Source organism: Paraburkholderia sp. BR10882 (assembly GCF_040948855.1).
Classification (GTDB): domain Bacteria; phylum Pseudomonadota; class Gammaproteobacteria; order Burkholderiales; family Burkholderiaceae; genus Paraburkholderia; species Paraburkholderia nodosa_A.
This window is the reverse complement of sequence record NZ_JBFPKP010000038.1, coordinates 1-21,517: the sequence shown is the minus strand read 5'-3', so window position 1 is coordinate 21,517 and position 21,517 is coordinate 1. Positions and strand designations below refer to the sequence as shown.

The following is a 21,517-nucleotide window of genomic DNA, read 5'->3' as shown; positions in this document are numbered from 1 at the left end:
ATCGTCGCGGTTTTCATCGTCGTCATGCGCGCTCGCTCCGTGGCCATGTCAGTAGGCCGAATAAGGGACGACCGGCCGCGGCGGGAACGGCACCGGACCCTTTTGCGGGGAGAAGAAGTAGCGCAGGTAAAGCACGCCTACGTTCGGCGCATAGTCGCGCGAGCGGTCGAGCCGGAAGCGGCCGCCCACCACGAAGTGCTCCGTCACGCGATATTCGGCCGCCGCTTCGACCGCATAGCTGAAGCCGCCGCCCGAGCCGCCGCCAAAGAACGGCGAACCGAGGTCGTTGGCGCTCATGAACGCGAGCGCCTGGGCCTGCAGGCCTGGGCGCGTCGGGTAGAACGGCGACTCGTTCTCGTTCGTGAACGACATGCCCACCGATCCGTCGATCTCCCAGGAAAGCTTCTTGTAGCGTCCGGTCCAGTCGAGCGGAATGCTGACCGAAAAATAGCTCTGCGGACTGTAGTAGCCGCCGTTACCGAACGTGTAGTTGTGTTCGTTCTTCGAGTACTTCCAGTAATTGAGCGTGAGGCCGCTCGACACGATCTGGTCGGGCCGCTTGAACACCGACCAGTCGTAGCCGCTGCGAACCTTGAACTCCTGGTTCGTCTCCACGTTGGTGCCGGTCAGCAGGCCGAAGCCGATGCTCGTGAAGATCGTGCCCGGCCCGAAGTCCTGCGCGCCGCGCACGGTGAAGCCGTTGCGCACGACACCGCCCCACTTCTCGCCCGTGACCGGATCGATGCCGCCCGCATAGGAAACCAGGCTCGCGGTCACAGGGCGGCGCGAGACGTCGAGCGAGAGCGACGAACCGCTCGGGAAGTCGTGGCGGTACTGAATGCCGCCCAGCACGCTCGTGATCGGGAAGCCCACCGGCGTGCTGCCGATGTCGGCGCGCCAGCTATTGTTCGCACCGCTGAACTCGTAGCCCGCCGCGAGCGCGACGCCCGTCGCGGTCTCGTTGACAGAACCGAGCCCGGCGTTGCCGAGCGCGGCGATCTTGCCGTACTTGTACGCGATGTCGAGGTCGTTGCCGGGCAGCGTGCCCGCATTCAGATAGACCGTATCGGCGTGGAAGAAATAGTGGCCCGTATAGCCATCAGGAATGCGAACGTATAGCGGGACTTCGGTGGCGTGCAGCTCGGAAATGCCGGGGTCGCCCGAGAGGTTCGACTGATACCACCCGGTCGCGACCTGCCCCTGCTTGCGGTCTTCCAGGCCCTGCAGCGCGCGGCCTGCCGACGTCGTGCCGTCGGCGTCGGGCCGCGTGCCTTCGGCCACTTCCTGCGTGCGCGAGGTGCGATAGAGGCTCGCGGCTTCGTTGTAGTTGCCGCGCGCCTGCGCAACGCGCCCCGCCTGGATCGTAATGTCCGGGTTGTCCGGATACTGCTCGCGCAACGGATCGACCACGGCGGAAGCCTCGTCGTTCAGCCCGAGCGCGGTGAAGCGCCGCGCCACGGCAAGGCGCGTGTCGATGTCGTTCTCCGCGGTGTCGGCCAGCACTGCGCGCACCATGTCGGCGGCCTCCCGGTCTCGGCCCATGCGCTCCAGCATACGCGCAACGGCGAGGCGTGCATCGGCGTCGTCGGGTTGCGTCACGAGCACCTTCTGCGCGGAGGCCATTGCGCCCTTGTAGTCGCCCTTCGCCTCGCGCAGATCGACGTCTTCGAGCAGCCAGCGCTTGGTCGTCTTGAGGCGGTCCGGCACGGCGTCGAGCGTATGGCGGGCGCCCGTCAGGTCGCCCGCCTCGATCTGACGGCCGGTTTCGCGCGCGACGAGGCGCAGCTCCTGGTCGTCGAGACTGGCCTTCTGTTCGTCGGTGATGCCGGGCTGATCGCGCGTCGCGTCGATCCAGTTCGCCCACGCGTCGTCGCGGTTGGCCGCCGCCAGCAGCTCGCCGTAGCGCACGCGCGCGCCGTTCGCCGCCGGGTCGTCGGGGTGCGCCGCGAGCCAGTCCTGCACGAGCTTCAGGCCCCGGTCCGGCTCGCCGATCGCGATCCACTCGCGCCCGACCGTGGCGAGCATCTGCGGGTCGTTGGCCGCGTTCGCGTTGGCGGCGGCGGAATCGAGCAGCGCGCGCGCCTCGTCTTCCTTGCCCTGAGCGATGAGCTGGCGGGCCTGCGCGATCTTCTTCTGCGCGGCGAGATTGCCCATCAGCTCGCGCATACCTTCGCTGCGCTGTGCTTCGGGCACCGCGTCGAGTTGCGCGGCGGCCGCTTCGACGTCGTCCACGGAATTCAGATAGAGCGCCGTGGCGTAGCGCATGTCGGGCGCCTGCGAGACCTTCAGGCCGTCTTCCATGACCTGGCGGCCCAGTGCGGGCAGGCCCAGATCGCGATATTGGCGCGCGAGCCTGAAACGCGTCCATGCGTCGTCGGGCGTGAGGCGCACGGCTTCTTCGAGTTTCGCGATGGCCGGGCTCTTGCGGTTGTCCGCGAGCAGCTGGTCCGCCTGGATCGAGAGCAGTTCGGCGTGCAGCTGCTTTTGCTCCGCGCTCGAACCGCTCACGCGCGGCGTCGTGGCGGCGATGAGCGGCTCGATCTCGCTTTCGCGGCCCGTTTCGCGCAGTACGGTCACGAGGCCGCGCAGCGCGTCCATGTCGGGCTTGGGCGCGTTCACGAGCGGCCGCAGCACGGCTTCGGCTTCGGGCCACTTCTTCTGCGCGATGAGCGCGTTGCCGAGGATATCGCTGGCGGTCGTGTTGCCCGGATCGAGCTTGAGCGCCTCGCGCGCGAGCGTTTCGGCTTCTTCGGGCTTGCCCTGCGAATTGGCTTCGCGCGCCTTCGCAATGGTGCCCCAGATGGTGGCCGTCTTTTCGAGGCTGCGCCACTTGCCGGCGTTGTCCGGGTCGAGCTTGAGGGCGCGCGCGAACAGCTCGCGCGCTTCGTCGTGGCGGCCTTCGCGCAGCCGCACGAGACCGAGCGCGCCGATGGTTTCGCCGTCGTTGGGGTTCGCGCGCTGCGCGCTTTGCAGCGAGGTTTCGGCATCCTTGAGATCGCCGCGATCGAGTTGCGCCAGACCGCGCGCGCGATCGGCGGCGCCGGGGCCGGGGGGCCGTGCACGCGCCTGGGTTGACGCTCGCGCGTTGCCCGCTGCCGTGGCCGGCGGCGCGCTAATGACGGCCGATGGGTTCTGCGCCAGCGCTTGCGCCTGCGCCTGGCCCTTCGCGCCGAGCTTCTTGCCGAGATCGGCGACGGTCTGCTTCGCGTCGGAGTCGTCGGGTACTTCCTGCAGATAGCGCAGATACCACACGTAATAGGCGGGATCGTCGTGCCCCGCGCTCGCGAGCGCGCGCCGCCACAGTTCGAGCGCGAACGCGCGGTTGCTGTCCTGGCGCTGGTACACGCGATAGATGAGGTTGAGGCCTTCCATGCGCGTGTCGGCGCGGTCGGTGAGCAGGTCGCCAAGGATCAGCGCGAGGCGGGGATCGTTCGGATTCTGCTTCACGCGCGTGCGCAATTCGCTGATCGCCTGCGCGCGGCCCGCGGTCGTGCCGGCCAGGATGCGGTAGTAGTCGCCCGCGAGATCGCCTGCGGGTGCGCCGTTCGGAAAGAGCTTGAGCAGGCGCGCCGAGGCTTCCTCGCTCTTGCCGGCGGCCGAGAGCAGGCGGATCTGGGCCATCTCCATCTTGCCGCTCGTGGCGACGCGGTAGGCGTCGTCGAGTTCTTTCGTTGCGTTCGCATTGGGCGCGATCTTCTTGAGCTGCGCGAGGATTTTCGCGGCTTCGGCCGGGCGGTTCGAGCGCAGCTCGATTTCGCCGAGCAACGCGAGCGCCTCGGGTTGCTGCGGGTCGAACAGCAGCGCTTTTTGCACGAGCCCGCGTGCGATATCCGGACGATTCTTGCCTTCCCACATGCGTGCGGCCGAGAGCAACTGCGCGGCCTGGGCGGAGGGCGTGGCGGCGTTGGCCGCCGGCTGCGGACCCGCCTGCGCGGATGCCAGATACGGCGAGGCCGCGAAGAGCAGCGCGACGATCGGCGCGAGTCTGGGTGCGAATCCTGGTACGCGTTTTGGTACGAGTTTGGGTACGAGGCGCGGTGCGATGTTCGGCAACAAGCGTTGCGGCATGCGTGAAACCGCTTCGCCTCGCAAGGCGTGCGCAGCCGCGCGCCGCGCCTCACGGCGCGCACTGCGCAGATGGGCGGCGCGGCGGGCAGACACGAGAGCGTTCAGCGCGGCGTGGGGCATGCGCTCGTCCATGCTGGGGCAACGCGACCTTGCGCGTCGAAATGGTACAGCCCGTCGAGGTAGCCGAGCCCGAACAACATCAGCACGCTGCTGTAGTAGCCAGGCGGCGACTTTTGCGCGAGCGTGCGGCTGCGGTCGACCTGGGCGTTCGCGAGATCGCTGCGGCCGAGTGCCGACAGATACGGCGCGACCGCGGCGGAAAAGCCGCCGTTGCCCTCGTTGGGCCCCGCTGTGCCCGTGGTCGTGTCGACGCGCTCGGGCGGAAAACCGTGCGCGCCGACGAACTCCGCGAGCGGCCTGAAGGTGGCGAGCGTGCTGGCGCGCAGAGGGTCGTCGCTCGCGAGCATGCCGGCCCACAGATACACGCGGATAGCGTTGTACGCGCTTTCGGCGTGCGTTTGCGCGTCGGGGGCGAAGCCGCCTTTCGCGTGATATTCGACCCAGTCGGGCGAGTAGCCCTTGGGCGCAGTCTCGTTGACGAGTCTCGCCGACGAGGCGAGCAGCGCCTTCCATTCGCCCGCCTCCGGCAGCGCGAGCATGAAACGCCGCATGACCTGGAGCGGCACGTAGCTCGGGTTCAGGCGCCAGCCGTCCTTGCCGATCGTAAAGCCCACGGGTCCCGGCAGCACCGTGCGGCCGAGACCCGGCAGCACGGCGGTTTCCTCGCGCACGATGTTGCGGGCCATCACCGTGCCGAGCGCGGTGTAGCGGCGCTCGTTCCAGAGGCGTCCGGCTTCGAGCAGCGTGTAGGAGATCCAGAGATCGGCGTCGCTGGCGGGGTTGCTGTCGATCACGCCCCACTGCGGCTCGCCGGCATGCGCGGCGCCTGAAGTGCCAGACGCTGCCGACGCCGCAACCGGCTTGCCGTCCTCGCCGATGTCGCGCCGTCCCCAGATCCATGCCGGCAGATGCGTGGCGAGGTCGCCCTGCGCAAGATTGTTTTCGGTCCACGTAAGGACTTTGTCGAAGCTCGCGCGGTCGTTCGCGACCAGCGCAAAAAAGAGCGCGTAGGACTGTCCTTCGGAAACGGTCACCTGGCGCGGCGTGCTCGCGTCGATCACGCGGCCATCGGCGCTCAGCAGCGTGCTGCGAAATGCGTTCCACGCGGGCCAGGCGCAGGCCGCGGGGCTAGCGGATTTTGCCGCGCTGCCGCTGGCGCTGGCGGCCGGCGCGGCCGCGTGCGCTGTCGCAGCCGACATCAGCAGCGCCAATGTTGCGAGCGGTGCGCAGGCAAACGCGCCCGCCGCGAGCCAGCGCATGAGCCGGGGCGCCAGAGCGGGCGCGAGCGTAGCCAAACCCGGACGCATCGTCAGGTCCCGGAGCGGCGGGAGGCCATGCGGCCGAGCGCCCAGAACACGGTGAGCGCAACGATCAGACCGGCCAGAATGCCCGCGAGCGCCATCAGTGCCGGGTAGCGCGAGATAAACACCCAGGCGCGCGCATACCACGGCAGATCGCCGACAAAATAGCGGTTGCCCACGCGCAGGCCCTCCACCTGGCCTTCGCGCACGAGCGTGAGATCGCCGTGCATCTGCGAGATCTTGCCGCCGTCCTGGAGCGCGTCGAGCACGTCGCCGAACTGCGCCGACGAAGTCGCGGCGAGCGCCACCACGCTCCTGCCTGACTTCAGCGGCGACTCGAAGGCGATCAGCGCCGCCATCGGTCCGCCGAGCGTAACGATCGAGCGGCCCGACGGCGTCGGGTCCTCGTCCTCGGTGCCGCCGAGCCAGCCGGGCCAGCCGCTGCGCTGGTCGCGCGTGGTCACCTCGGTCTTGCCGCGCTCGATGAGAAGCGGCAGGTCATTGCCCCACTTCTCGAGCAGTTGCGCGCCCGAGCCCGAACCGATCACGAGCAGGTTGCTGTCGCGCACGCTGTCCACCTGGCTGGCGGGCACGATCGTCAGGCGCAGCGAGGGGAGGCCCGTCCACTGGCCCATGTGGCCGAGCAGCGTGAGCACGGCTTCCTGATCCTTCGTGTCGGGTTGGTCCGGAATCACGAAGGCCGTGTCGGAGAGGTCGGCCATGCGCGTGAACGGATAGCCGCTGTTCGCGAAGTAGGCGAGGTTGGGCAGCGACGTGTAGTGCGCGAAGCCGCTGAAGTCGATGACCGAGTCGGGATCGACGGCCGCGCGCGCAACATCGTTGGCAGTCGAGGTGCACAGCCCCGTCTTCTGCGAATCGATATGGAACTGGAACTGGAACTGGTTGTCGCTGCCCACGCGGAACGCGGGGATTTCCAGATTCGTTGATGAACGGGTGTCCGAGCCCGAAAGCAGCGGCACGTTGATGCGCGCTTCGTCGGAGGCCCGCGTGACGGGACGCAGCCGTTGCGAGCGCACGAGTTGATCGTTGATGCTCACGTTGAGCACCGAGTCGTTCCATGCGGAAGGCGCCGTGTAGCGATAGCGGATGTCGAGCGGCACGTTGCCCCGCGCCCACGCATAGAGGTCGGCGGGCACGCGCAGATTCACGCGGATCGCGGGCGGGTTGTAGCCCGATACCTGGAGCTGCTGCGGGTCCGTCACCAGCTCGCGGAACAGCACGGGGCGGTCGGTGGGCACCCAGTTCGGCGCGTCGTAGGGCTTGCGCGCCGGGCCGAGATCGATCGACTTCACCATCACGCTGTTGCCGGCCATGCCGGCCTGCCCGAGCGCGACCGCGTAGGCGGCGTTCAGCAGTTCCTCGGGCGTGCGGCCCGCGAGCACGAGGAGCTTGCGGCCCGACTCCGGATCGGCGGCGGGGTTCGCCATGACCGAGACCGTGGGGCCCTTGATTTCCGGCAGGTTCAGCCCCTCGGGCACCTGGCCCGGCAGCACGAGCGCAATGGCGTTGGCGTCGGGCGGCACGGTGCGCGAGACCGGAAAGCGCGAGCCGCGATAGCTCGCGAGCGCGCCAAGCCACGACGAGACGACGCCCGCCGCGTGCAGCACGGGCACGCCTGCGTTGGCGGCGAATACGAAGGGCACGCGCACGAGGCGGTTGTCGTGGCGGTCGAAGAACGGCACAGGCAAGAGCCCGAGGTCGTCGGGCAGCACGATGCCCGCCGTGTTGAGCGTGAGCGACGTGTCGGGGCTGATGTCGGCCCAGAGGCTCGAATGATAGGCATCCTCGCAATGATCGAGCGTGTAGTGCGCGATCATCTGCACGGTGATGCGGTTGTAGTCGGTGAAAAGGCGCGGGTCGAGATCGATCTCGCTCGTCACGAGCTGACCGGCCGTCTCCTTCACGAGCGGAATCGTCGCGACGACTTCACCGTTCACAAACACCCTGAGATGCGAAAGCGAAAAGATCAGCGAGGGCGAGTAGGTGTAGACGAGCTTGAGCTTTGCGCTGGTCACGACTTCGTCGGTGCGAACGTCTACATTCATGCCGCCGGTGGGATCGAGGCCGCGCAGGGGGATCGGCCCGTACGCACCCATCTGGCGCAACGTGAACGTGCGCGTGCGCGGCTGCCCGAGCGGCGTCGAAGCGGCAGGCTCGGGAATGACGGAGCCCGGTGCCGTCTGGATGACAACGGGCCCCGTCACAGGGGCGGAAGCAGCGGCCGCAGCGGAGGCCGTAACTGGCGCTGCGGCGGGAGCGGAGGCGGGAACGTCGCTTGCTCCCCCCGCGGCCGCCTTTGTCGTCTGCGTAGCGGCGACAGCCGATTTGTCCACCGCGAAAAGGCTCGCCCCCAGCAGTAATCCGGCGACGAGCGCGCCCAGCCCAACTTGAACGGAGAGTCGCATCGCAACAGCCCTTTGTTTTCTTCGCAGTGGCTGTCTTTATCTTGCAAAGACAGCGGCTATGGTTATTGGCGGCGTGGTGCCGCCAAGCGTTATCTCGAAACGGCGTCAATGTGTGGTGGAGTTTAGCGGAGAGCCAAGGATCGCGCCCTATGAATGCACGTGTTTATGCCCGTTGCGTAAAGCGCGCAGATGACGGGCTGGCGCGGCCTGACGGCCGGTTTGACAGTTGGGCGCACGGATTGGGCTGGCGGGTCGGCGCGCTTGACAATTCCTGCGCGCGCAACGAAAGGCGGTGGCGTTGCGAGCGCGCAACGCGGTCGCCGGAGATGGTGCGCCAAAAGCCGGCCCTCCGGTCCATTCAATTACTAAGGACGTCGAATCGATGGGGCATGCAGCCACCTCGCGCATGTGCAGTGTCGCGAGCGGTGAGGTAATCTTGGCGGCTCAGATCCAGAAGCGGAGCAGGGTAATGAACGAGCAAACGTGGCAAGCAGTGGACGACTGGTTCTGCGAGCGGCTGATCGGTCCCGATGATGCGCTCGACGGCGCGCTCGCCGCAAGCGCCAAAGCGGGCCTTCGCGCGATCAACGTGGCACCGAATCAGGGCAAGTTTCTGCATCTGCTCGCGCGCATCCAGGGCGCGCGGCGCATCCTCGAAATCGGCACGCTGGGCGGCTATAGCGCGATCTGGCTCGCTCGCGCGCTGCCCGATGACGGCGCGATGGTGTCGCTCGAATTCAGCCCGGAAAACGCGGCCGTTGCGCGGGCCAACATCGCGCGGGCGGGGCTCGATGCGAAGGTGACGGTCATGACGGGCCTCGCGCTCGAATCGCTCGATGCGCTCGTCGCGCAAGGCGTGCCGCCGTTCGACTTCGTGTTTATCGACGCGGACAAGAGCAACAACCCGAATTACCTCGAACGCGTGCTGCAGCTTTCGCGCCCGGGTACGGTGATCGTGGCCGATAACGTGGTGCGCGAAGGGCGCGTGGCCGACCCCGCGCATCACGAGGACGATGTGGTCGGCTTGCGTCGCTACTTCGACATGCTTGGAAACGACAGGCGGCTTGCGACCACGGCTGTGCAGACGGTGGGCAGCAAAGGCTGGGACGGGTTTGCGATCACGGTGGTGGGCGGGTAGCAAACGTCGATCGCCCATACACATGCGCCAAAGGCAAAAAGGGCCTGGCAGATGAACTGCCCGGCCCTTCGTCCGTCTAGCGACGCGCTGACGATCGCCGGTCAGAAGTCCGTCGTCATCGAGAACAACACGGTACGCGGCGCGCCCATCGTCAGATAGCCACCGTTGGTCGACGACCAGTACGCCTTGTTGGCGAGGTTATAAACATTGGCGCGGAACGTAGTCGGACGGCCGAACACGTTCGTCGCATAGCGCGCGCCGATGTCCACGGTGTCCCACGCCTTGATCGACATGGTGTTGGCCGCATCGAAATACTGCGGACCCGTATGCGTCCAGCGTGCCGAAAGCGTGAGGCCCTGCACCCCGGGCACGTCGTATTCGGCGCCCAGGTTGAGCAGGAAGCTCGGCACGCCTACCGGGGTCTTGCCGTCGGTCGAACCCGCGTCGGTGTCGAGTTGCACGGCGTTGATCCAGGTTGCGCCCGCGATCAGACGCACGCCCTTGTACACCTCGCCGAACACCGACGCTTCCACGCCGCGATGGCGCTCGTTGCCGTTGGCCACATAGGCGCCCGCGCTGTTGGTGTAGGTCTGCGGCTTTTCGAGCTGGAACAGCGCGAGCTGCGCGCCGTACTTGCCGTTGTCGTACTTCGCGCCCACTTCATACTGCTTCGTGCGCTCCGGCGCGAGCTGGTCGCCGTAGTTCGTCGTGCCCTGGGGCGCAATGCCGCCCGCCGAAAGCGACTCGCTGCGGTTCGCGTAGATCGAGACGTTCTCCCACGGCTTGATGACGAGGCCGAACAGCGGCGTGGTGATCGAGTCGTTGTAGTTCGAGGTCTGCAGCAGCGTCGACGACGAGTAGCCGTTCGACAGGATCTCCTGGTGACGCACGCCCACCGTAAACAGCACGCGGTCGTGGAAGAAGCCGAGCGTGTCCGAGGCCGAGACGCTGCGCATCAGATTCAGTGCCGTGATCGGCGGGTTGCCGTCCATGCCGGCCTGATAGGCCGTCGCCGGATACGGCACCTGCACGCCGCTGTAGAGGCTGGTCGGGAACGAATTGGAAAGCGTCCAGCCCGACTGCGTTTCCACGCGCACGATCGAGGCGCCCGCGGTTACGAAGTGGCTCACCGGACCGGTGTTGAAGTGGCCGCGCACGCCAGTTTCCGCCGAGGTCGCGCCTTCCTTGCGCACGACGCCCAGGCGCGAGCCGGTGGTGGTCGTGGGATCGGTGTAGTAGGGCGAGAAGTATTCGCCGTGCTCGTTCGTGTGGCGCACGCCGCCCGTCACATACGCGGTCCAGCCGGGCAGGAAGTCGTATTCGGCGCGCAGGATGCCGACGGTGTCTTCCGCGTCGCTATACGACCAGGTCTGCGCGTAGTTGTGCGTTGCCGAAGGGACATTGGGAATCTCGTCGCCGAGCACGTAGACGACGGGGCGGCCGTCCGAAACGTGCTGACGCTGATACATGAAGTCGCCTTCGAGACGCAGCTTCTCGCCGCGCCAGTCGAGCGCCACGGCCGTCTGGTTGGCGCGGCGCATTTCGCTGTCGATGCTCGTTTCGCCGTCGCGGTTGTACTGGTTCACGCGAATGCCGAACTGGTCGTTGTCGCCGAAGCGGCGGCCCACGTCGATATGCGTGCCGAACTCGCCCGAGGCGCTGCCTTCGAGCGTCACGCGCGTGAGCGGTTTGTCGTCGGCGCGCTTCAGTTGCAGGTTCACGCTGCCGCCGATCGAGGTGCCGTTGGGCGCCGCGCCGTTCAGGAATGCGCTCGCACCCTTGAAGATGTCCACGCGCTCGAGCGCAGCCGTCTCGACGAGCTGGCGCGGCGTGATGCCGTACAGGCCGTTGAGCGAGATATCGTCGCTGTCGAGCGTGAAGCCGCGAATGACGTATACCTCCTGGAAGTTGCCGTAACCGTAGGCGGTGCGCACGGCCGGATCGTTCGAGAGCACATCGGCAATGGTGCGCGCCTGCTGGTCCTCGATCAGCTTCGCGGTGTACGTCGTCATGCTGAACGGCACGTCGATGTTCTTCTGCGAACCGAGCACGCCGAAATCGCCGCCGCGCGCCACGTGGCCGCCGCCAAAGGTCGGCTGCAGGTCGCCCGGCAGCGTTTCCTGGGACGCCTGCACTTTCACGGTGGGCAGCGTGGCGTTGCTGGCGCTACCGGTTGCGGCGGCGCCGCTCGCTGCGGCGGGCGCGTCGGCGGTTTGCGCGAACGCCGCGGCGGGCAGGCTGAACGCGACGACGATGGCGGCGAGGATCGCAACCCGGGAAGCGGGGAAATGCGAAGGCAAATTGAAAGGCGGGTGCAGACGGGATGCGGACATAAAAAAGGTCGTAGCGAAGGTAGCGCTGGCGCCTCGTGATGCCTTGGCGCTGTGCGCAGGCTCCGGGCGAATGGTTATGCTTTGCCGGCCAGACAGAGCTCGCGGAGCTGGCCCCATGAGCGGCCCGGAAAAGTATGCGGATTGTATTGCAAATGAGAATGCGTGTTATTTAAATATTGCTGTCAGTAGGTGTATTCGGCGTTTACGCAACAATTTCAGTGTCGGGCATTCGATGTGGGCGCAACGAAAGCTTGGGAAATTCGGGGTCACAAGGTTTGCGTGCGCCGCGCGAACGCGCGGCGTCGTCCAGCGTCGTTGCGCGCTCAACCAATGCACAGCGAGACGCTTGACGCCGCATGGGCAAGACGCGGCCTGGCCCGTTTTCGAGGCGCGTTCCATGCGGCGCCGATAAGCAGATTCGATGCCTTTCGGCAGTCCTTTCGTTGGTTCGCACGGCGCGCTCAAACCTACAATGAGGCTTCGTGATGTTCGACGTCTGGTGAACCGGAAATGACTGAAAAATCGATGCTCGTGGTGAGCGCACACAGCGCGGATTTCGTATGGCGCGCGGGCGGTGCGATTGCCCTGCACAAGAAGAACGGCTATCGCGTGAAGGTGGTGTGTCTCTCGTTTGGCGAGCGCGGCGAGTCTGCGAAGCTCTGGCGCAAGGGCCCCGACATGACCATCGAGAAAGTGAAGGCCGCGCGCCGCGAGGAGGCGCTCGCCGCCGCCGAGATTCTGGGCGCGGAGTGCGAGTTCTTCGATCTGGGCGATTACCCGCTGCGCGTTTCCGATGAAGCGCTTCTGCGCCTCGTCGACGTTTATCGCGACATGCAGCCCGCGTTCGTGCTGAGCCATTCGCAGAAAGACCCGTACAACTTCGATCATCCGCTCGCGATGCACGTGGCGCAGGAAGCGCGCATCATCGCCCAGGCCGAAGGCCACAATCCGGGGCAGAAGATCGTCGGCGCGCCGCCGGTCTACGCATTCGAACCGCACCAGACCGAGCAGTGCGAGTGGATTCCGAACACCTTCCTCGACATCACCGAAGTGTGGGACGTGAAACGCCGCGCCATCGAATGCATGGCGGGCCAGGAACACCTTTGGGAGTACTACACGCGTGTCGCGCAACAGCGCGGCGTGCAGGCCAAGCGCAACATCGGCATTACGGCGAAGCGCGACATTCAATACGCGGAAGGCTATATGCGCCTGACGCCCGCAGTGGTGGGAGATCTGTCATGAAACGTGGTGTCGTCGTCACCCAGATTCCGCGCGCCGACGCGCGTCACATCGAAATCCTCAAGGAAGCCGGCACGGCCACCGTGCACGAGGCGCAAAGCCGTCTCGGCCTGCTCGCCACGTATCTGCGGCCCATTTATTCGGGCGCCGCGATCGCGGGCTCGGCCGTGACCGTGCTCATGCCGCCCTCGGACAACTGGATGCTGCACGTGGCCGTGGAGCAGTGTCGCGAAGGCGACGTGGTGGTGGCTGCACCCACTTCGCCTTGCGAAGATGGCTACTTCGGCGAGCTGCTCGCCACCTCGCTCGCGGCGCGCGGCGTGCGCGGCCTGATCATCGACGCGGGTTGCCGCGACGTGCGCGCACTGAAGGCGATGGACTTCCCGGTGTGGTCGAAGGCCGTTTCGGCGCAAGGCACGGTGAAGGAAACGCTCGGTTCGGTGAACGTGCCGGTGGTGTGCGCGCAGCAGATCGTGCACCCGGGCGACGTCATCGTGGCCGACGACGACGGCGTGGTCGTGGTGCCGTTCGCCACCGTTGCGAAGGTCGTGGAAGCGACCCAGGCGCGCCTCGCCAAGGAAGAAAAGACGCGCGCGGTGCTCGCCGGCGGCACGCTCGGCCTCGACTATTACGGCATGCGCGAGCGCCTGGCCGAAAAGGGTCTGCGCTACGTCGACACGCCGGCAGACGCCTGAGTCCGCAGCGTTTGACTTCACACGAGGCGCCAAAACGACAACGAGCGCCGCAAGGGCGCTCGTTTCGCTTCGCGATGACCTGACGAAGCGGGTTAAAGAATGCGGTCCAACGCCTTCGCGAACCTCGCGACCGTGCCTTCGATGTCATGCAGTTTTTCGAGGCCGAATAACCCGATGCGGAAGGTCTTGAAGTCTTCAGGCTCGTCGCATTGGAGGGGAACGCCAGCCGCGATCTGCACGCCGGCATCGGCGAACTTCTTGCCGGATCGTATGCCGTCGTCGTCCGAATAGCTGACCACGACGCCCGGTGCCTCGAAACCTTCGGCCGCGACGCTTCGGAAACCCTTGCTCACGAGCAGCGAGCGAATACGCTTGCCGAGTTCGAGCTGCTCCGCCATTACCTTGTCAAAGCCGTATGCCTCGGTTTCCTTGATCACGTCGCGCAGCGTCGCGAGACTGTCCGTGGGCATGGTTGCGTGGTAAGCGAATCCGCCGCTCTCATAGGCTTCCATGATCTGCAGCCACTTGCGAAGATCGCAGGCGAAGCTGGTGCTGGTCGTTGCGTCGATCCGTTCGCGCGCGAGCGGGCCGAGCATGACGAGCGCGCAACAGGGTGACGCGCTCCAGCCCTTTTGCGGTGCGCTGATCAGGATATCGACGCCGCTTTTCTCCATGTCGACCCAGACCGTACCGGAGGCGATGCAGTCGAGTACGAACATGCCGCCTACGGCATGCACGGCGTCGGCCACCGCGCGCAGATACGCATCGGGCAGCATCATTCCCGATGCGGTTTCGACATGCGGCGCAAAGACCAGATCGGGCTTGTTCTCCTTGATCGCCGCGACGACTTCTTCGACCGGGGGCGGCGCATAGGCGGCCTGCCTTCCCTGTTCGACTGGGCGCGCCTTCAACACGATCGATTCAGAGGGAATGCTGCCCATGTCGAAAATCTGCGACCAGCGGAAACTGAACCAGCCATTGCGAATGACGAGGCACTTCCTGTTCGTCGCGAACTGCCGGGCAACGGCTTCCATGCCGAAAGTCCCGCTGCCTGGGACGATCACGACCGACTTCGCGTTGTAGACTTTTTTCAGGGAGCTGGAGATATCCCGCATGACGCCCTGAAAGAGCTGCGACATGTGATTGATCGAGCGGTCGGTGTAAACCACTGAATATTCGAGGAGTCCCTCGCGGTCGACATTGGGAAGTAAACCTGACACGCTCGCCTCCGATAAAGGATGAACAAGGTGAGCAGCATGTGCGATTCGATGCTGCTGCACCCATGCAGATGGGTTGGTTGTCGCGACGAAAATAGATTCTAACGAATGCCGTCTGCAGGCTGGGGCATATTTTTCTGTGCTATCTGGCGCAAGTACAAAGCGCCTGGTGGCCCGGGGCAATGGTGCGATGCGGCAGAACCGGTGTCTGTCTCACGTGCGCGCGGGCGGCTGCGGATTGTTGGCCGGGTTCGTGTCGAACCGGTTCACGCTTTCGATGCCCAGCTGGTCAGCGAGGGCCGAGAGCCGCGCATACAGCCCGTCGGCGCTTTCCCTGTCGTAGACCGCTTCACCGCCAACGTATATCGCGAACGACTTCAGGTACTTCGCCTTTTTCGCTGGATTGGCGATCGTCTCTTTCGTCCATTGATATAGCGGATAACGTTCCCGCCCGGCGCGTTCCGCCTCTTCGACATAATCGGCGAATGCGTCGAACTGGCACTTCAAGGAAGCGTCGTAATCGCGCAAGACGGCTTCGAGTAAGTCGCGCCCCGAGTAGGAGCGGTTGTCCCGCAGCGCATCGGCCAACTCGGGCACGACGGTGATGCGGACCTGGAATTGCCACGTTTCTGCCATGCATGCCTCCTGCGTTGACGCACAGCATAACCGCTCTGGCGCGGCCGCATGCTGCCGCTCATGGCTATTCTCGTCGGGAATCGGGCTTATGAAGAATCTGCGAATTATCGCTCCGTCATGTGGCCACTACGATCTACCTGTCACTCATCACCCGGCAGAAGATTTTCATGTCCACACCCGCAGGCAAAGGCGCCGCCAATAGCGGCGCCACGACTGGCACCGGTTCGAGCCATCCAATGCTGTTCACGCCGATACAAATCGGCAACCTGAACCTCGCCAACCGGATCGTGATCGCCCCGATGGCCCAGTACTCGGCCGAAGAAGGGCTGATGAACGATTGGCACCTGATTCATCTCGGCCAACTGGCACTTTCCGGTGCGGCGGCGCTCACCATCGAGGGGACGGCGGTCACCCCCGGCGGGCGCACGAGTTACGGCGACGTAGGGCTCTATTCCGACGAGAGCGAATTCGCCATGGCGCGCGTGCTGCAGAGCGTTCGGCGCTGGTCCGACACGCCGATTGGGATCCAGCTCAACCATGCCGGCCGAAAAGGCTCGCGGCAGAAGTTATGGGACGGCGGCGCACAGATTCCTCATGGTCGCGCAAACGGCTGGAACACCTACGGCCCATCCCCGGTTGCTTTCGCGGCCGGTGAGACACCACCCACTGCCCTGGACCGCAGCGGACTGGCCGCGATTCGCGATGCCTTCGCGGCCGCCGCGCAACGCGCCTCACGGCTCGACCTGAACTTCATTCAAATCCTCGGTGGGCACGGGTATCTGCTCCATCAATTCCTTTCGCCGCTCTCGAACCACAGGGACGACGAGTACGGCGGCTCGCTGGAAAACCGCATGCGATTTCCACTCGAGGTCTTCGAAGCCGTGCGAGACGCGTTTTCGCACGATCGCCCCGTGACGATGCGGATCTCCGCGACGGACTGGGTAGACGGCGGGTGGTCCGTGCACGACGCGATCGCTTTTGTCCACGCACTGGAGGCCAGGGGCTGCGCCGCGATCAATGTCTCGAGTGGCGGCTCGAACCCCGCCGCGCAAATTCCCGTCGGGCCCGGCTATCAGGTTCCCTTCGCGCGGGCCGTGAAGCAGGCGACGACGCTCCCTGTCATCGCCGTCGGCATGATCACCGAGTTCGAACAAGCCGAATCCATCCTCAGCACGCGAGACGCCGATCTGATCGCGCTGGCCCGAGCGGTGCTTTTCGACCCGCGCTGGCCATGGCACGCTGCCGCTCACTTCGGAGCCCAGGTCAGGGCGCCGAAGCAGTATCTTCGCGCTCAACCCAGTCGGCTGCAAAAGGTGTTTGTTTGAAGCGGCGATGTCGATGTCCGCGGGCCAGGCCGCCTCAGCGCGCTTGGCCCAACTGCTCGTCGATCGTCCTCGTCAACGGCGATTCCACGCGCCCGGTATGCAATGTCTGCACGGGCTCGATCAGCACGACCCAGCATTCGTCCTCTGCGACGGGATTGTGCAGCGTGCCGCGCGGCACGACGTGCATCGAGCCCGCGGGCAGATCGACGACACGCCCGCCCTCATACTCGATTTTCAGGTGCCCGCGCACGACGAAGAACAGTTCGTCCTCGTGCTCGTGGTCGTGCCACACGAGCTGCCCGCGCACTTTGGCGACCTTCACGTACTGATCGTTGACCTGGGCGACGACTTTCGGCGACCAGTAATCGGACACGCCGGCGAATGCGGCTTCGAGGTCGAACGATTCGGCAAACGGATGACCAGACATCGTTATCTCCATGCTGGAATGACGGATGCGGCGAGCAGTACGCCCATCGCAAGGTTAAGGATGCGCCAATGGCGCGGCGTGCGAAAGAGGCGGGCGAGCAGCACGCCGAGCGCACACCACAGCGCGAGCGAGACGCATGCGGCCACGCCGAACGCAGCGCTGAGCAGCAGCGCGAGTCGGTTCGGACTGCTTGCGAGCAGCGCGAACGACGCCGCGGCGCCGATCGTCATCGCCCAGCTTTTCGGGTTGAGCCATAGCAGCAGGAATCCGTTGACGAGCGTGATGGGGTGCGCGGGGCCGTTACCTGCGTTCGGCGGCCCGCTGCGCGCGATGCGCCACGCGAGCCACAGCAGATACGCGGAGCCGACTGCCTTGACCGCCGTTTGCAGCGACGGCAGCGCGAGCAGCAGACCGCCCAGGCCGAGCCCGGCGACGGCGGCGAGCACAGCCAGGCCGATCGCGATGCCGAGCATCAGCGGAATCGAACGCGCGAAACCGAAGCGCGCACCCGAAGCGGTGGCGAGCGTGGTGGCGCCGCCGGGCGTCACGGTCGCAATGACGACAAACAGGAGAAGCGGCAGGATCGAGGTCATCGGTGCAGATCCGGAAGAATGAAACTTGCACTGTACGGATCGCCGACACATCATCAAAGGCAATAATCCTGATGCGATTCATTACGCGGCATAATGCATCCATGAGCCGAAACCTCGACCTCGATCTGATCCGCACCTTTGTTGCCGTCGCCGACAGCGGCAGCATGACGGTCGCCGCGAATCTGCTGCATATGACGCAAGGCGCCGTGAGCCAGCAGGTGAAGCGTCTCGAAGACGTGCTGGATTGCCTGCTGTTCGTGCGCAAGACGCGCAAGCTGGAGCTATCGCGCCATGGCGAGTCATTTCTCGTGAAGGCGCGCCAGCTGCTGCAGTTGAACGACGAAATCTGGGCCGATATGGCGGGCCGATCACTGCGCGGCAGCCTGCGCGTGGGCGTGCCATACGATCTCGTGACACCGCTCGCCCCGGCGATGAAGGCGTTCGCCGATGCGCATCCGCAAGTGGAGATTTCGCTCGTGTGTGCGGCGTCGCCGGAATTGAGCGAAGCGGTGCATAGCGGCCGCGTGGATATATCGCTGGTCGAATATGTCGAGAGCGAAGCCGAAGGCGAAGTCGTCCGCATCGAGCCGTTGGTGTGGGTCAAGGGGCGCGGCAGCGATGCCTGGCAGAAGCGGCCGTTGCCGCTGTCGATGGTGGACGAGCGATGTGCCTTCCGGCCGGTCGTGCTCGGCGCGCTCGCGGAGGAGGGCATTGCGTGGCGCACGGTATTCGAGAGCGGCAACATCGAGGCGACCGCTGCGACGGTGCGTGCGGGCCTCGCGATCACGACCTGGCTCGCCTCCACGGTGCCGGCCGACCTCGAGACGCTCGCGCCTCAAGCAACCGGCTTGCCCGCGCTGCCACCGTTCGCGATCTGCCTGCGATTGCCCGCGACGGTTCAGCCCGCGGCGCAGGAATTCGCGCGCCACGTGCGCGAATCGATGTCGAACGACGCAGGCACTCGACGCCCGCAGCTCGCGAGCGTTGCCTGATCTCTTGCGTTCGAGGCCGTCGCGCTTCTACAAGCGCTGCGGTAGGGCATCCGCAAAAAAGTCGGTGATCCGGCGCACGCGCGCAGGCACGAAGCGACGGCTCGGCCAGACGATGCTGACATCACGGGCGTCCCCAATGAAGTCGTCCAGCACGGTGACGATGTCGGGATGCTCGAGTTCGGCGGAGAGCGAGAGCTTCGCGAAGAGGCCGATTCCCACACCCGCGAGCACGGCCGATCGTATCGTCTCGACGCTATTGGACGACAGGTTGCCTTGGACCGGCACGTTGAAGCGCCCTTGCGGCCCATGAAACGGCCAGTTCGCCGATTCCATCAGGCCGCCATAGACGAGGCAATTGTGCCTCGCGAGTTCCGCAGGATCCTTCGGTATGCCGTGTTGCTCGAAATAGCGGCGCGATCCCACGCAGACCAGCGGGGTGCTCGCGATTTTCCGCACGACCGAATCTGGATCGTTGATGGTGCCCACGCGAATCGCGAGATCGATTCGATCCTCCACCATATCGCGAACGAAATCCGACAACACGAGATCGACCCGAAGACCAGGATGGCGCGACAGCAGTTCGGGAATGAGCGGGAGAACGTGCAGGCGGCCGAACGTCGAGGCGGCGGCGATGCGGGCCAGGCCCGAGACATCGAGCGTACTGCTGCTCAGTTCGTTGTCGGCTACCTCGATTTCGTCGAGCAACGGCTTGGTGCGCTCGTAGTATTTCTGCCCTTGATCAGTGAGAGTCACGCTGCGTGTGCTGCGGTTCAATAGCTGCACGCCGAGGCGTTTTTCCAGCGCACCGATCGCCTTGCTGATGGCGGACTGTGAATCGCCGGTTCTACGCGCCGCTGCGGAAAAGCCGCCCGCTTCGACAACGGCGATGAAGGCGTTCAATTCGTGAAATCGATCCATTGCACGTCTCTCGTGAGACCCATTCCCTCGAAGAATAGATCTCATGATAACTCCGCTGATTATCATTCGTTGGGGCGGCAATTACGATGTCGATTCCGTTCACCAACAAGCAGGAATTTCAATGTCGACTCTCACAGGCAAGGTCGCCGTCATTAGCGGCGCAACGACAGGTATCGGCTTGGCGATTGCCCAGCGGTTCGTCGCCGAAGGCGCGCACGTCTTTATCTTTGGCCGTAGGCAAGGTCCGCTCGAAGAGGCTGCCAAACTGATCGGACGCAACGTGACTGCGATCCAGGCCGACGCCGCGAACCTCGATGACCTCGACCGCGTCGCCGCGGCGGTCAGGGAAGAAAAGGGTGTCGTGGACATCATCGTGTCGAACGCGGGCTTTACCGAGCAGGCTTCGATCGACACCATCACCCCGGAGCATTTCGACAAGGCATTCAACCTCATGGCGCGCGGCCCCGTCTTTCTGGTGCAGAAGCTGCTGCCGATGATGACAGGGGGCGGATCGATCATCCTGGTTTCTTCGGCCATGCACGTCATGGGCATTCCCGGGCACACGGCCTACGCGGCGACCAAGGCCGCGTTGCGTTCCTATGCGCGCACCTGGGCCGCCGAATTCAAGGATCGCGGCATTCGCGTCAACATGCTCAGTCCTGGCGTCACCGACACGCCGATACTCGACGCCCAGTCGGCGACGCGCGAGGATCTGGTGAGCATGTACAAAAGCATGGTCCCGCTCGGTCGACTCGCCCGCGCCGAGGAGATGGCCAGCGCGGCACTCTTTCTCGCCTCCGAACAGAGTTCGTATATGACGGGCGCGGATCTGATGAATGACGGCGGCATCGGCCAGGTCTGACAACCGATGCACACAATCGGCCAAAGTGATTTTCTGTTATTCAGGAATACGAATGGATGGTGCAATGAGCTATGCAATCATCGGGCTCGGCAAGATCGGCACGGCCATCGCGCAGGCATTTGCCGATCAGGGCATCGAGGTAGCCATGGCAGGCAGACGCCCGGTCGATTCGCTCGCAGCGCAGATTGGGCCGTCGCTGGATTGACCGGCCGCGCGCTAACTCGCTTGCCGCGAGAGCGCTTTCATAACGGGCATGGCGTTGCTTGTGGACGGACGCTGCCCGTTCGCCATGCGGGAGCATGGCTCACTGTACCCGCTCCGGCTGGGCCCGAAGCTTGTCCTTGATTGCGGTCAGGCAGTTCGTGAACTGGGTGCGAAGTCCCACGGAGTTGCCGCTCGGTGCGGCAAGGCTGTCGGTTGTCACAGTCCATCCGTCGGGCGTACGCGAGACATCGAGTTCGAAGTACTCGGCCGATTCGCTGTCGAGGACCACCGACTCGCGAAAGCTGCCCTTCGCCGAACGAACGACCGCCTCGCAGCCCTGCTGGAGCCTGGCCGGCGCATGAGCAGACAAACCGGGTGAGCCGTCGCGAAAGGGGACCGCGCCGTACATGCGGAACGCCTCGAATTGCGCCGGCATGGCGGCCGTGACGAACTGGATGTCCGAATCCGAAACGGCATTTCCGCATCCCGCGAGGGCGGTGACGAAGGCTGCGAGCGCGATGCGGGCGCAATGACTCCGGTTAGTGGGTTCTTGGTTCCTGCCTGCTCGTAGTCTCTGCGCAAACGTTAGCGTTCTCATCTCCACTATTACGGCGTGCGTTATGCATATATTTATCGAGGTTAACCCTGGCATCGCATTTGTTTGACTCGACGAGCGGGGCAATGCATGCGCGGTTGACGGATTCGATATCTCTGACTAGAGTCAGAGATATGAGCGCGTCCTCGATTCCTCAGATTCGTCGGTTTAACCGCATCGTCGCGGAAAGCATCGGCGCTATCGACGATCATTTCCTCGGACGAGGCCGCCCGATGGGTGAATCGCGCCTGCTATGGGAGATCGGTGTCGAAGGGGCGGATATCCGTACGCTGCGCGCGCGTGTCAAAGCCATTTTCAGATGTCCGCTTCCCGGCCAAGTTCAAGTGTCCGCTTTTGCGGGGTTCAGGTTTTGTCTTTCACGGGTTGCAGCTCACGCAGTGTCGAAGATCGGATCATGAACGGGCAGG

17 protein-coding genes and 1 pseudogene are annotated in these 21,517 nt (G+C 65.0%); 8 read left to right on the top strand and 10 right to left on the bottom strand.

What is annotated here, in order from left to right:
- Nucleotides 1–48: 48 nt before the first annotated feature.
- The 3 genes from AB3X99_RS39870 to bcsB form a co-directional block, all read right to left on the bottom strand.
- A complete protein-coding gene (locus tag AB3X99_RS39870; protein WP_368661945.1) occupies nt 49–4,188 on the bottom strand; it encodes a cellulose synthase subunit BcsC-related outer membrane protein in 4,140 nt (1,379 codons plus the stop codon).
- Complete coding sequence (gene bcsZ, locus AB3X99_RS39865; protein WP_368661952.1) at nt 4,170–5,387, bottom strand: cellulose synthase complex periplasmic endoglucanase BcsZ; 1,218 nt, start codon at nt 5,385–5,387, stop codon at nt 4,170–4,172. The genes AB3X99_RS39870 and bcsZ overlap by 19 nt, the downstream gene beginning before the upstream one ends.
- A 110-nt stretch (nt 5,388–5,497) precedes the next feature.
- Nucleotides 5,498–7,915, bottom strand: a complete 2,418-nt coding sequence (gene bcsB, locus AB3X99_RS39860; RefSeq protein ID WP_368661944.1) for a cellulose biosynthesis cyclic di-GMP-binding regulatory protein BcsB — start codon at nt 7,913–7,915, stop codon at nt 5,498–5,500.
- A gap of 469 nt (nt 7,916–8,384) precedes the next feature.
- Here bcsB and AB3X99_RS39855 point away from each other — a divergent pair, with 469 nt between their 5' ends.
- Nucleotides 8,385–9,053 (top strand): O-methyltransferase, encoded by a 669-nt coding sequence (locus tag AB3X99_RS39855; protein WP_368607062.1) that lies wholly within the window; start codon nt 8,385–8,387, stop codon nt 9,051–9,053.
- Between the two features lie 101 nt (nt 9,054–9,154).
- Here the strand turns inward: AB3X99_RS39855 and AB3X99_RS39850 are convergent, their stop codons facing one another.
- Complete coding sequence (locus AB3X99_RS39850; RefSeq protein ID WP_368661943.1) at nt 9,155–11,386, bottom strand: TonB-dependent receptor; 2,232 nt, start codon at nt 11,384–11,386, stop codon at nt 9,155–9,157.
- Nucleotides 11,387–11,896: 510 nt separating this feature from the next.
- On the opposite strand from AB3X99_RS39850, the gene AB3X99_RS39845 reads away from it, so the two are divergent.
- Nucleotides 11,897–12,628: a PIG-L deacetylase family protein gene (locus AB3X99_RS39845; protein ID WP_368661942.1), complete on the top strand. Its 732-nt coding sequence runs from the start codon at nt 11,897–11,899 to the stop codon at nt 12,626–12,628.
- Entirely contained in the window at nt 12,625–13,320 is a 696-nt protein-coding gene (locus AB3X99_RS39840; RefSeq protein ID WP_069265766.1) for a 4-carboxy-4-hydroxy-2-oxoadipate aldolase/oxaloacetate decarboxylase, read from the top strand. The genes AB3X99_RS39845 and AB3X99_RS39840 overlap by 4 nt, the downstream gene beginning before the upstream one ends.
- A gap of 92 nt (nt 13,321–13,412) precedes the next feature.
- Here AB3X99_RS39840 and AB3X99_RS39835 read toward each other — a convergent pair whose 3' ends face one another.
- Together AB3X99_RS39835 and AB3X99_RS39830 are read right to left on the bottom strand one after the other, a co-directional pair.
- Nucleotides 13,413–14,540 (bottom strand): aminotransferase class V-fold PLP-dependent enzyme, encoded by a 1,128-nt coding sequence (locus tag AB3X99_RS39835; protein WP_368607069.1) that lies wholly within the window; start codon nt 14,538–14,540, stop codon nt 13,413–13,415.
- 210 nt (nt 14,541–14,750) lie between these two features.
- Nucleotides 14,751–15,173, bottom strand: a complete 423-nt coding sequence (locus AB3X99_RS39830) for a hypothetical protein (RefSeq protein ID WP_368661941.1) — start codon at nt 15,171–15,173, stop codon at nt 14,751–14,753.
- Between the two features lie 236 nt (nt 15,174–15,409).
- Between AB3X99_RS39830 and AB3X99_RS39825 the strand changes: the two genes are divergently transcribed.
- Nucleotides 15,410–16,498 (top strand): NADH:flavin oxidoreductase/NADH oxidase, encoded by a 1,089-nt coding sequence (locus AB3X99_RS39825; protein WP_368602353.1) that lies wholly within the window; start codon nt 15,410–15,412, stop codon nt 16,496–16,498.
- A 34-nt stretch (nt 16,499–16,532) separates the two neighbouring features.
- On the opposite strand, the gene AB3X99_RS39820 is transcribed toward AB3X99_RS39825, so the two are convergent.
- Complete coding sequence (locus AB3X99_RS39820; RefSeq protein ID WP_368661940.1) at nt 16,533–16,925, bottom strand: cupin domain-containing protein; 393 nt, start codon at nt 16,923–16,925, stop codon at nt 16,533–16,535.
- Nucleotides 16,926–16,927: 2 nt separating this feature from the next.
- Nucleotides 16,928–17,518, bottom strand: coding sequence for a LysE family translocator (locus AB3X99_RS39815; protein WP_069265770.1), 591 nt, complete (start codon nt 17,516–17,518; stop codon nt 16,928–16,930).
- Between the two features lie 101 nt (nt 17,519–17,619).
- Between AB3X99_RS39815 and AB3X99_RS39810 the strand changes: the two genes are divergently transcribed.
- Nucleotides 17,620–18,510 carry a LysR substrate-binding domain-containing protein gene (locus AB3X99_RS39810; protein ID WP_342949077.1) on the top strand — a complete coding sequence of 297 codons (891 nt, stop codon included), beginning with the start codon at nt 17,620–17,622 and terminating at the stop codon, nt 18,508–18,510.
- A 27-nt stretch (nt 18,511–18,537) separates the two neighbouring features.
- Here AB3X99_RS39810 and AB3X99_RS39805 read toward each other — a convergent pair whose 3' ends face one another.
- Complete coding sequence (locus AB3X99_RS39805) at nt 18,538–19,428, bottom strand: LysR family transcriptional regulator (RefSeq protein ID WP_069265772.1); 891 nt, start codon at nt 19,426–19,428, stop codon at nt 18,538–18,540.
- Nucleotides 19,429–19,549: 121 nt separating this feature from the next.
- On the opposite strand from AB3X99_RS39805, the gene AB3X99_RS39800 reads away from it, so the two are divergent.
- Both AB3X99_RS39800 and AB3X99_RS39795 read left to right on the top strand, forming a co-directional pair.
- Nucleotides 19,550–20,290, top strand: a complete 741-nt coding sequence (locus AB3X99_RS39800) for an SDR family NAD(P)-dependent oxidoreductase (protein ID WP_069265773.1) — start codon at nt 19,550–19,552, stop codon at nt 20,288–20,290.
- A 64-nt stretch (nt 20,291–20,354) separates the two neighbouring features.
- Nucleotides 20,355–20,489: pseudogene (locus tag AB3X99_RS39795) on the top strand (NAD(P)-binding domain-containing protein); the annotation flags it as partial.
- A 105-nt stretch (nt 20,490–20,594) separates the two neighbouring features.
- Here AB3X99_RS39795 and AB3X99_RS39790 read toward each other — a convergent pair.
- Nucleotides 20,595–21,092 carry a hypothetical protein gene (locus tag AB3X99_RS39790; protein WP_141710721.1) on the bottom strand — a complete coding sequence of 166 codons (498 nt, stop codon included), beginning with the start codon at nt 21,090–21,092 and terminating at the stop codon, nt 20,595–20,597.
- Nucleotides 21,093–21,223: 131 nt separating this feature from the next.
- Between AB3X99_RS39790 and AB3X99_RS39785 the strand changes: the two genes are divergently transcribed.
- Nucleotides 21,224–21,508 carry a hypothetical protein gene (locus AB3X99_RS39785; protein ID WP_368661939.1) on the top strand — a complete coding sequence of 95 codons (285 nt, stop codon included), beginning with the start codon at nt 21,224–21,226 and terminating at the stop codon, nt 21,506–21,508.
- The last annotated feature ends 9 nt before the right edge of the window (nt 21,509–21,517 follow it).

Excerpts from the sequence above, each read along its gene's own strand:
- bcsB (WP_368661944.1), bottom strand. The coding sequence starts at position 7,915 with ATGCGACTCTCCGTTCAAGTTGGGCTGGGCGCGCTCGTCGCCGGATTA.
- AB3X99_RS39815 (WP_069265770.1), bottom strand. The coding sequence starts at position 17,518 with ATGACCTCGATCCTGCCGCTTCTCCTGTTTGTCGTCATTGCGACCGTG.
- AB3X99_RS39810 (WP_342949077.1), top strand. The coding sequence starts at position 17,620 with ATGAGCCGAAACCTCGACCTCGATCTGATCCGCACCTTTGTTGCCGTC.
- AB3X99_RS39840 (WP_069265766.1), top strand. The coding sequence starts at position 12,625 with ATGAAACGTGGTGTCGTCGTCACCCAGATTCCGCGCGCCGACGCGCGT.
- bcsZ (WP_368661952.1), bottom strand. The coding sequence starts at position 5,387 with ATGTCGGCTGCGACAGCGCACGCGGCCGCGCCGGCCGCCAGCGCCAGC.
- AB3X99_RS39855 (WP_368607062.1), top strand. The coding sequence starts at position 8,385 with ATGAACGAGCAAACGTGGCAAGCAGTGGACGACTGGTTCTGCGAGCGG.
- AB3X99_RS39790 (WP_141710721.1), bottom strand. The coding sequence starts at position 21,092 with ATGAGAACGCTAACGTTTGCGCAGAGACTACGAGCAGGCAGGAACCAA.
- AB3X99_RS39820 (WP_368661940.1), bottom strand. The coding sequence starts at position 16,925 with ATGTCTGGTCATCCGTTTGCCGAATCGTTCGACCTCGAAGCCGCATTC.
- AB3X99_RS39870 (WP_368661945.1), bottom strand. The coding sequence starts at position 4,188 with ATGCCCCACGCCGCGCTGAACGCTCTCGTGTCTGCCCGCCGCGCCGCC.
- AB3X99_RS39800 (WP_069265773.1), top strand. The coding sequence starts at position 19,550 with ATGTCGACTCTCACAGGCAAGGTCGCCGTCATTAGCGGCGCAACGACA.
- AB3X99_RS39785 (WP_368661939.1), top strand. The coding sequence starts at position 21,224 with ATGAGCGCGTCCTCGATTCCTCAGATTCGTCGGTTTAACCGCATCGTC.
- AB3X99_RS39830 (WP_368661941.1), bottom strand. The coding sequence starts at position 15,173 with ATGGCAGAAACGTGGCAATTCCAGGTCCGCATCACCGTCGTGCCCGAG.
- AB3X99_RS39825 (WP_368602353.1), top strand. The coding sequence starts at position 15,410 with ATGCTGTTCACGCCGATACAAATCGGCAACCTGAACCTCGCCAACCGG.
- AB3X99_RS39850 (WP_368661943.1), bottom strand. The coding sequence starts at position 11,386 with ATGTCCGCATCCCGTCTGCACCCGCCTTTCAATTTGCCTTCGCATTTC.
- AB3X99_RS39845 (WP_368661942.1), top strand. The coding sequence starts at position 11,897 with ATGACTGAAAAATCGATGCTCGTGGTGAGCGCACACAGCGCGGATTTC.
- AB3X99_RS39805 (WP_069265772.1), bottom strand. The coding sequence starts at position 19,428 with ATGGATCGATTTCACGAATTGAACGCCTTCATCGCCGTTGTCGAAGCG.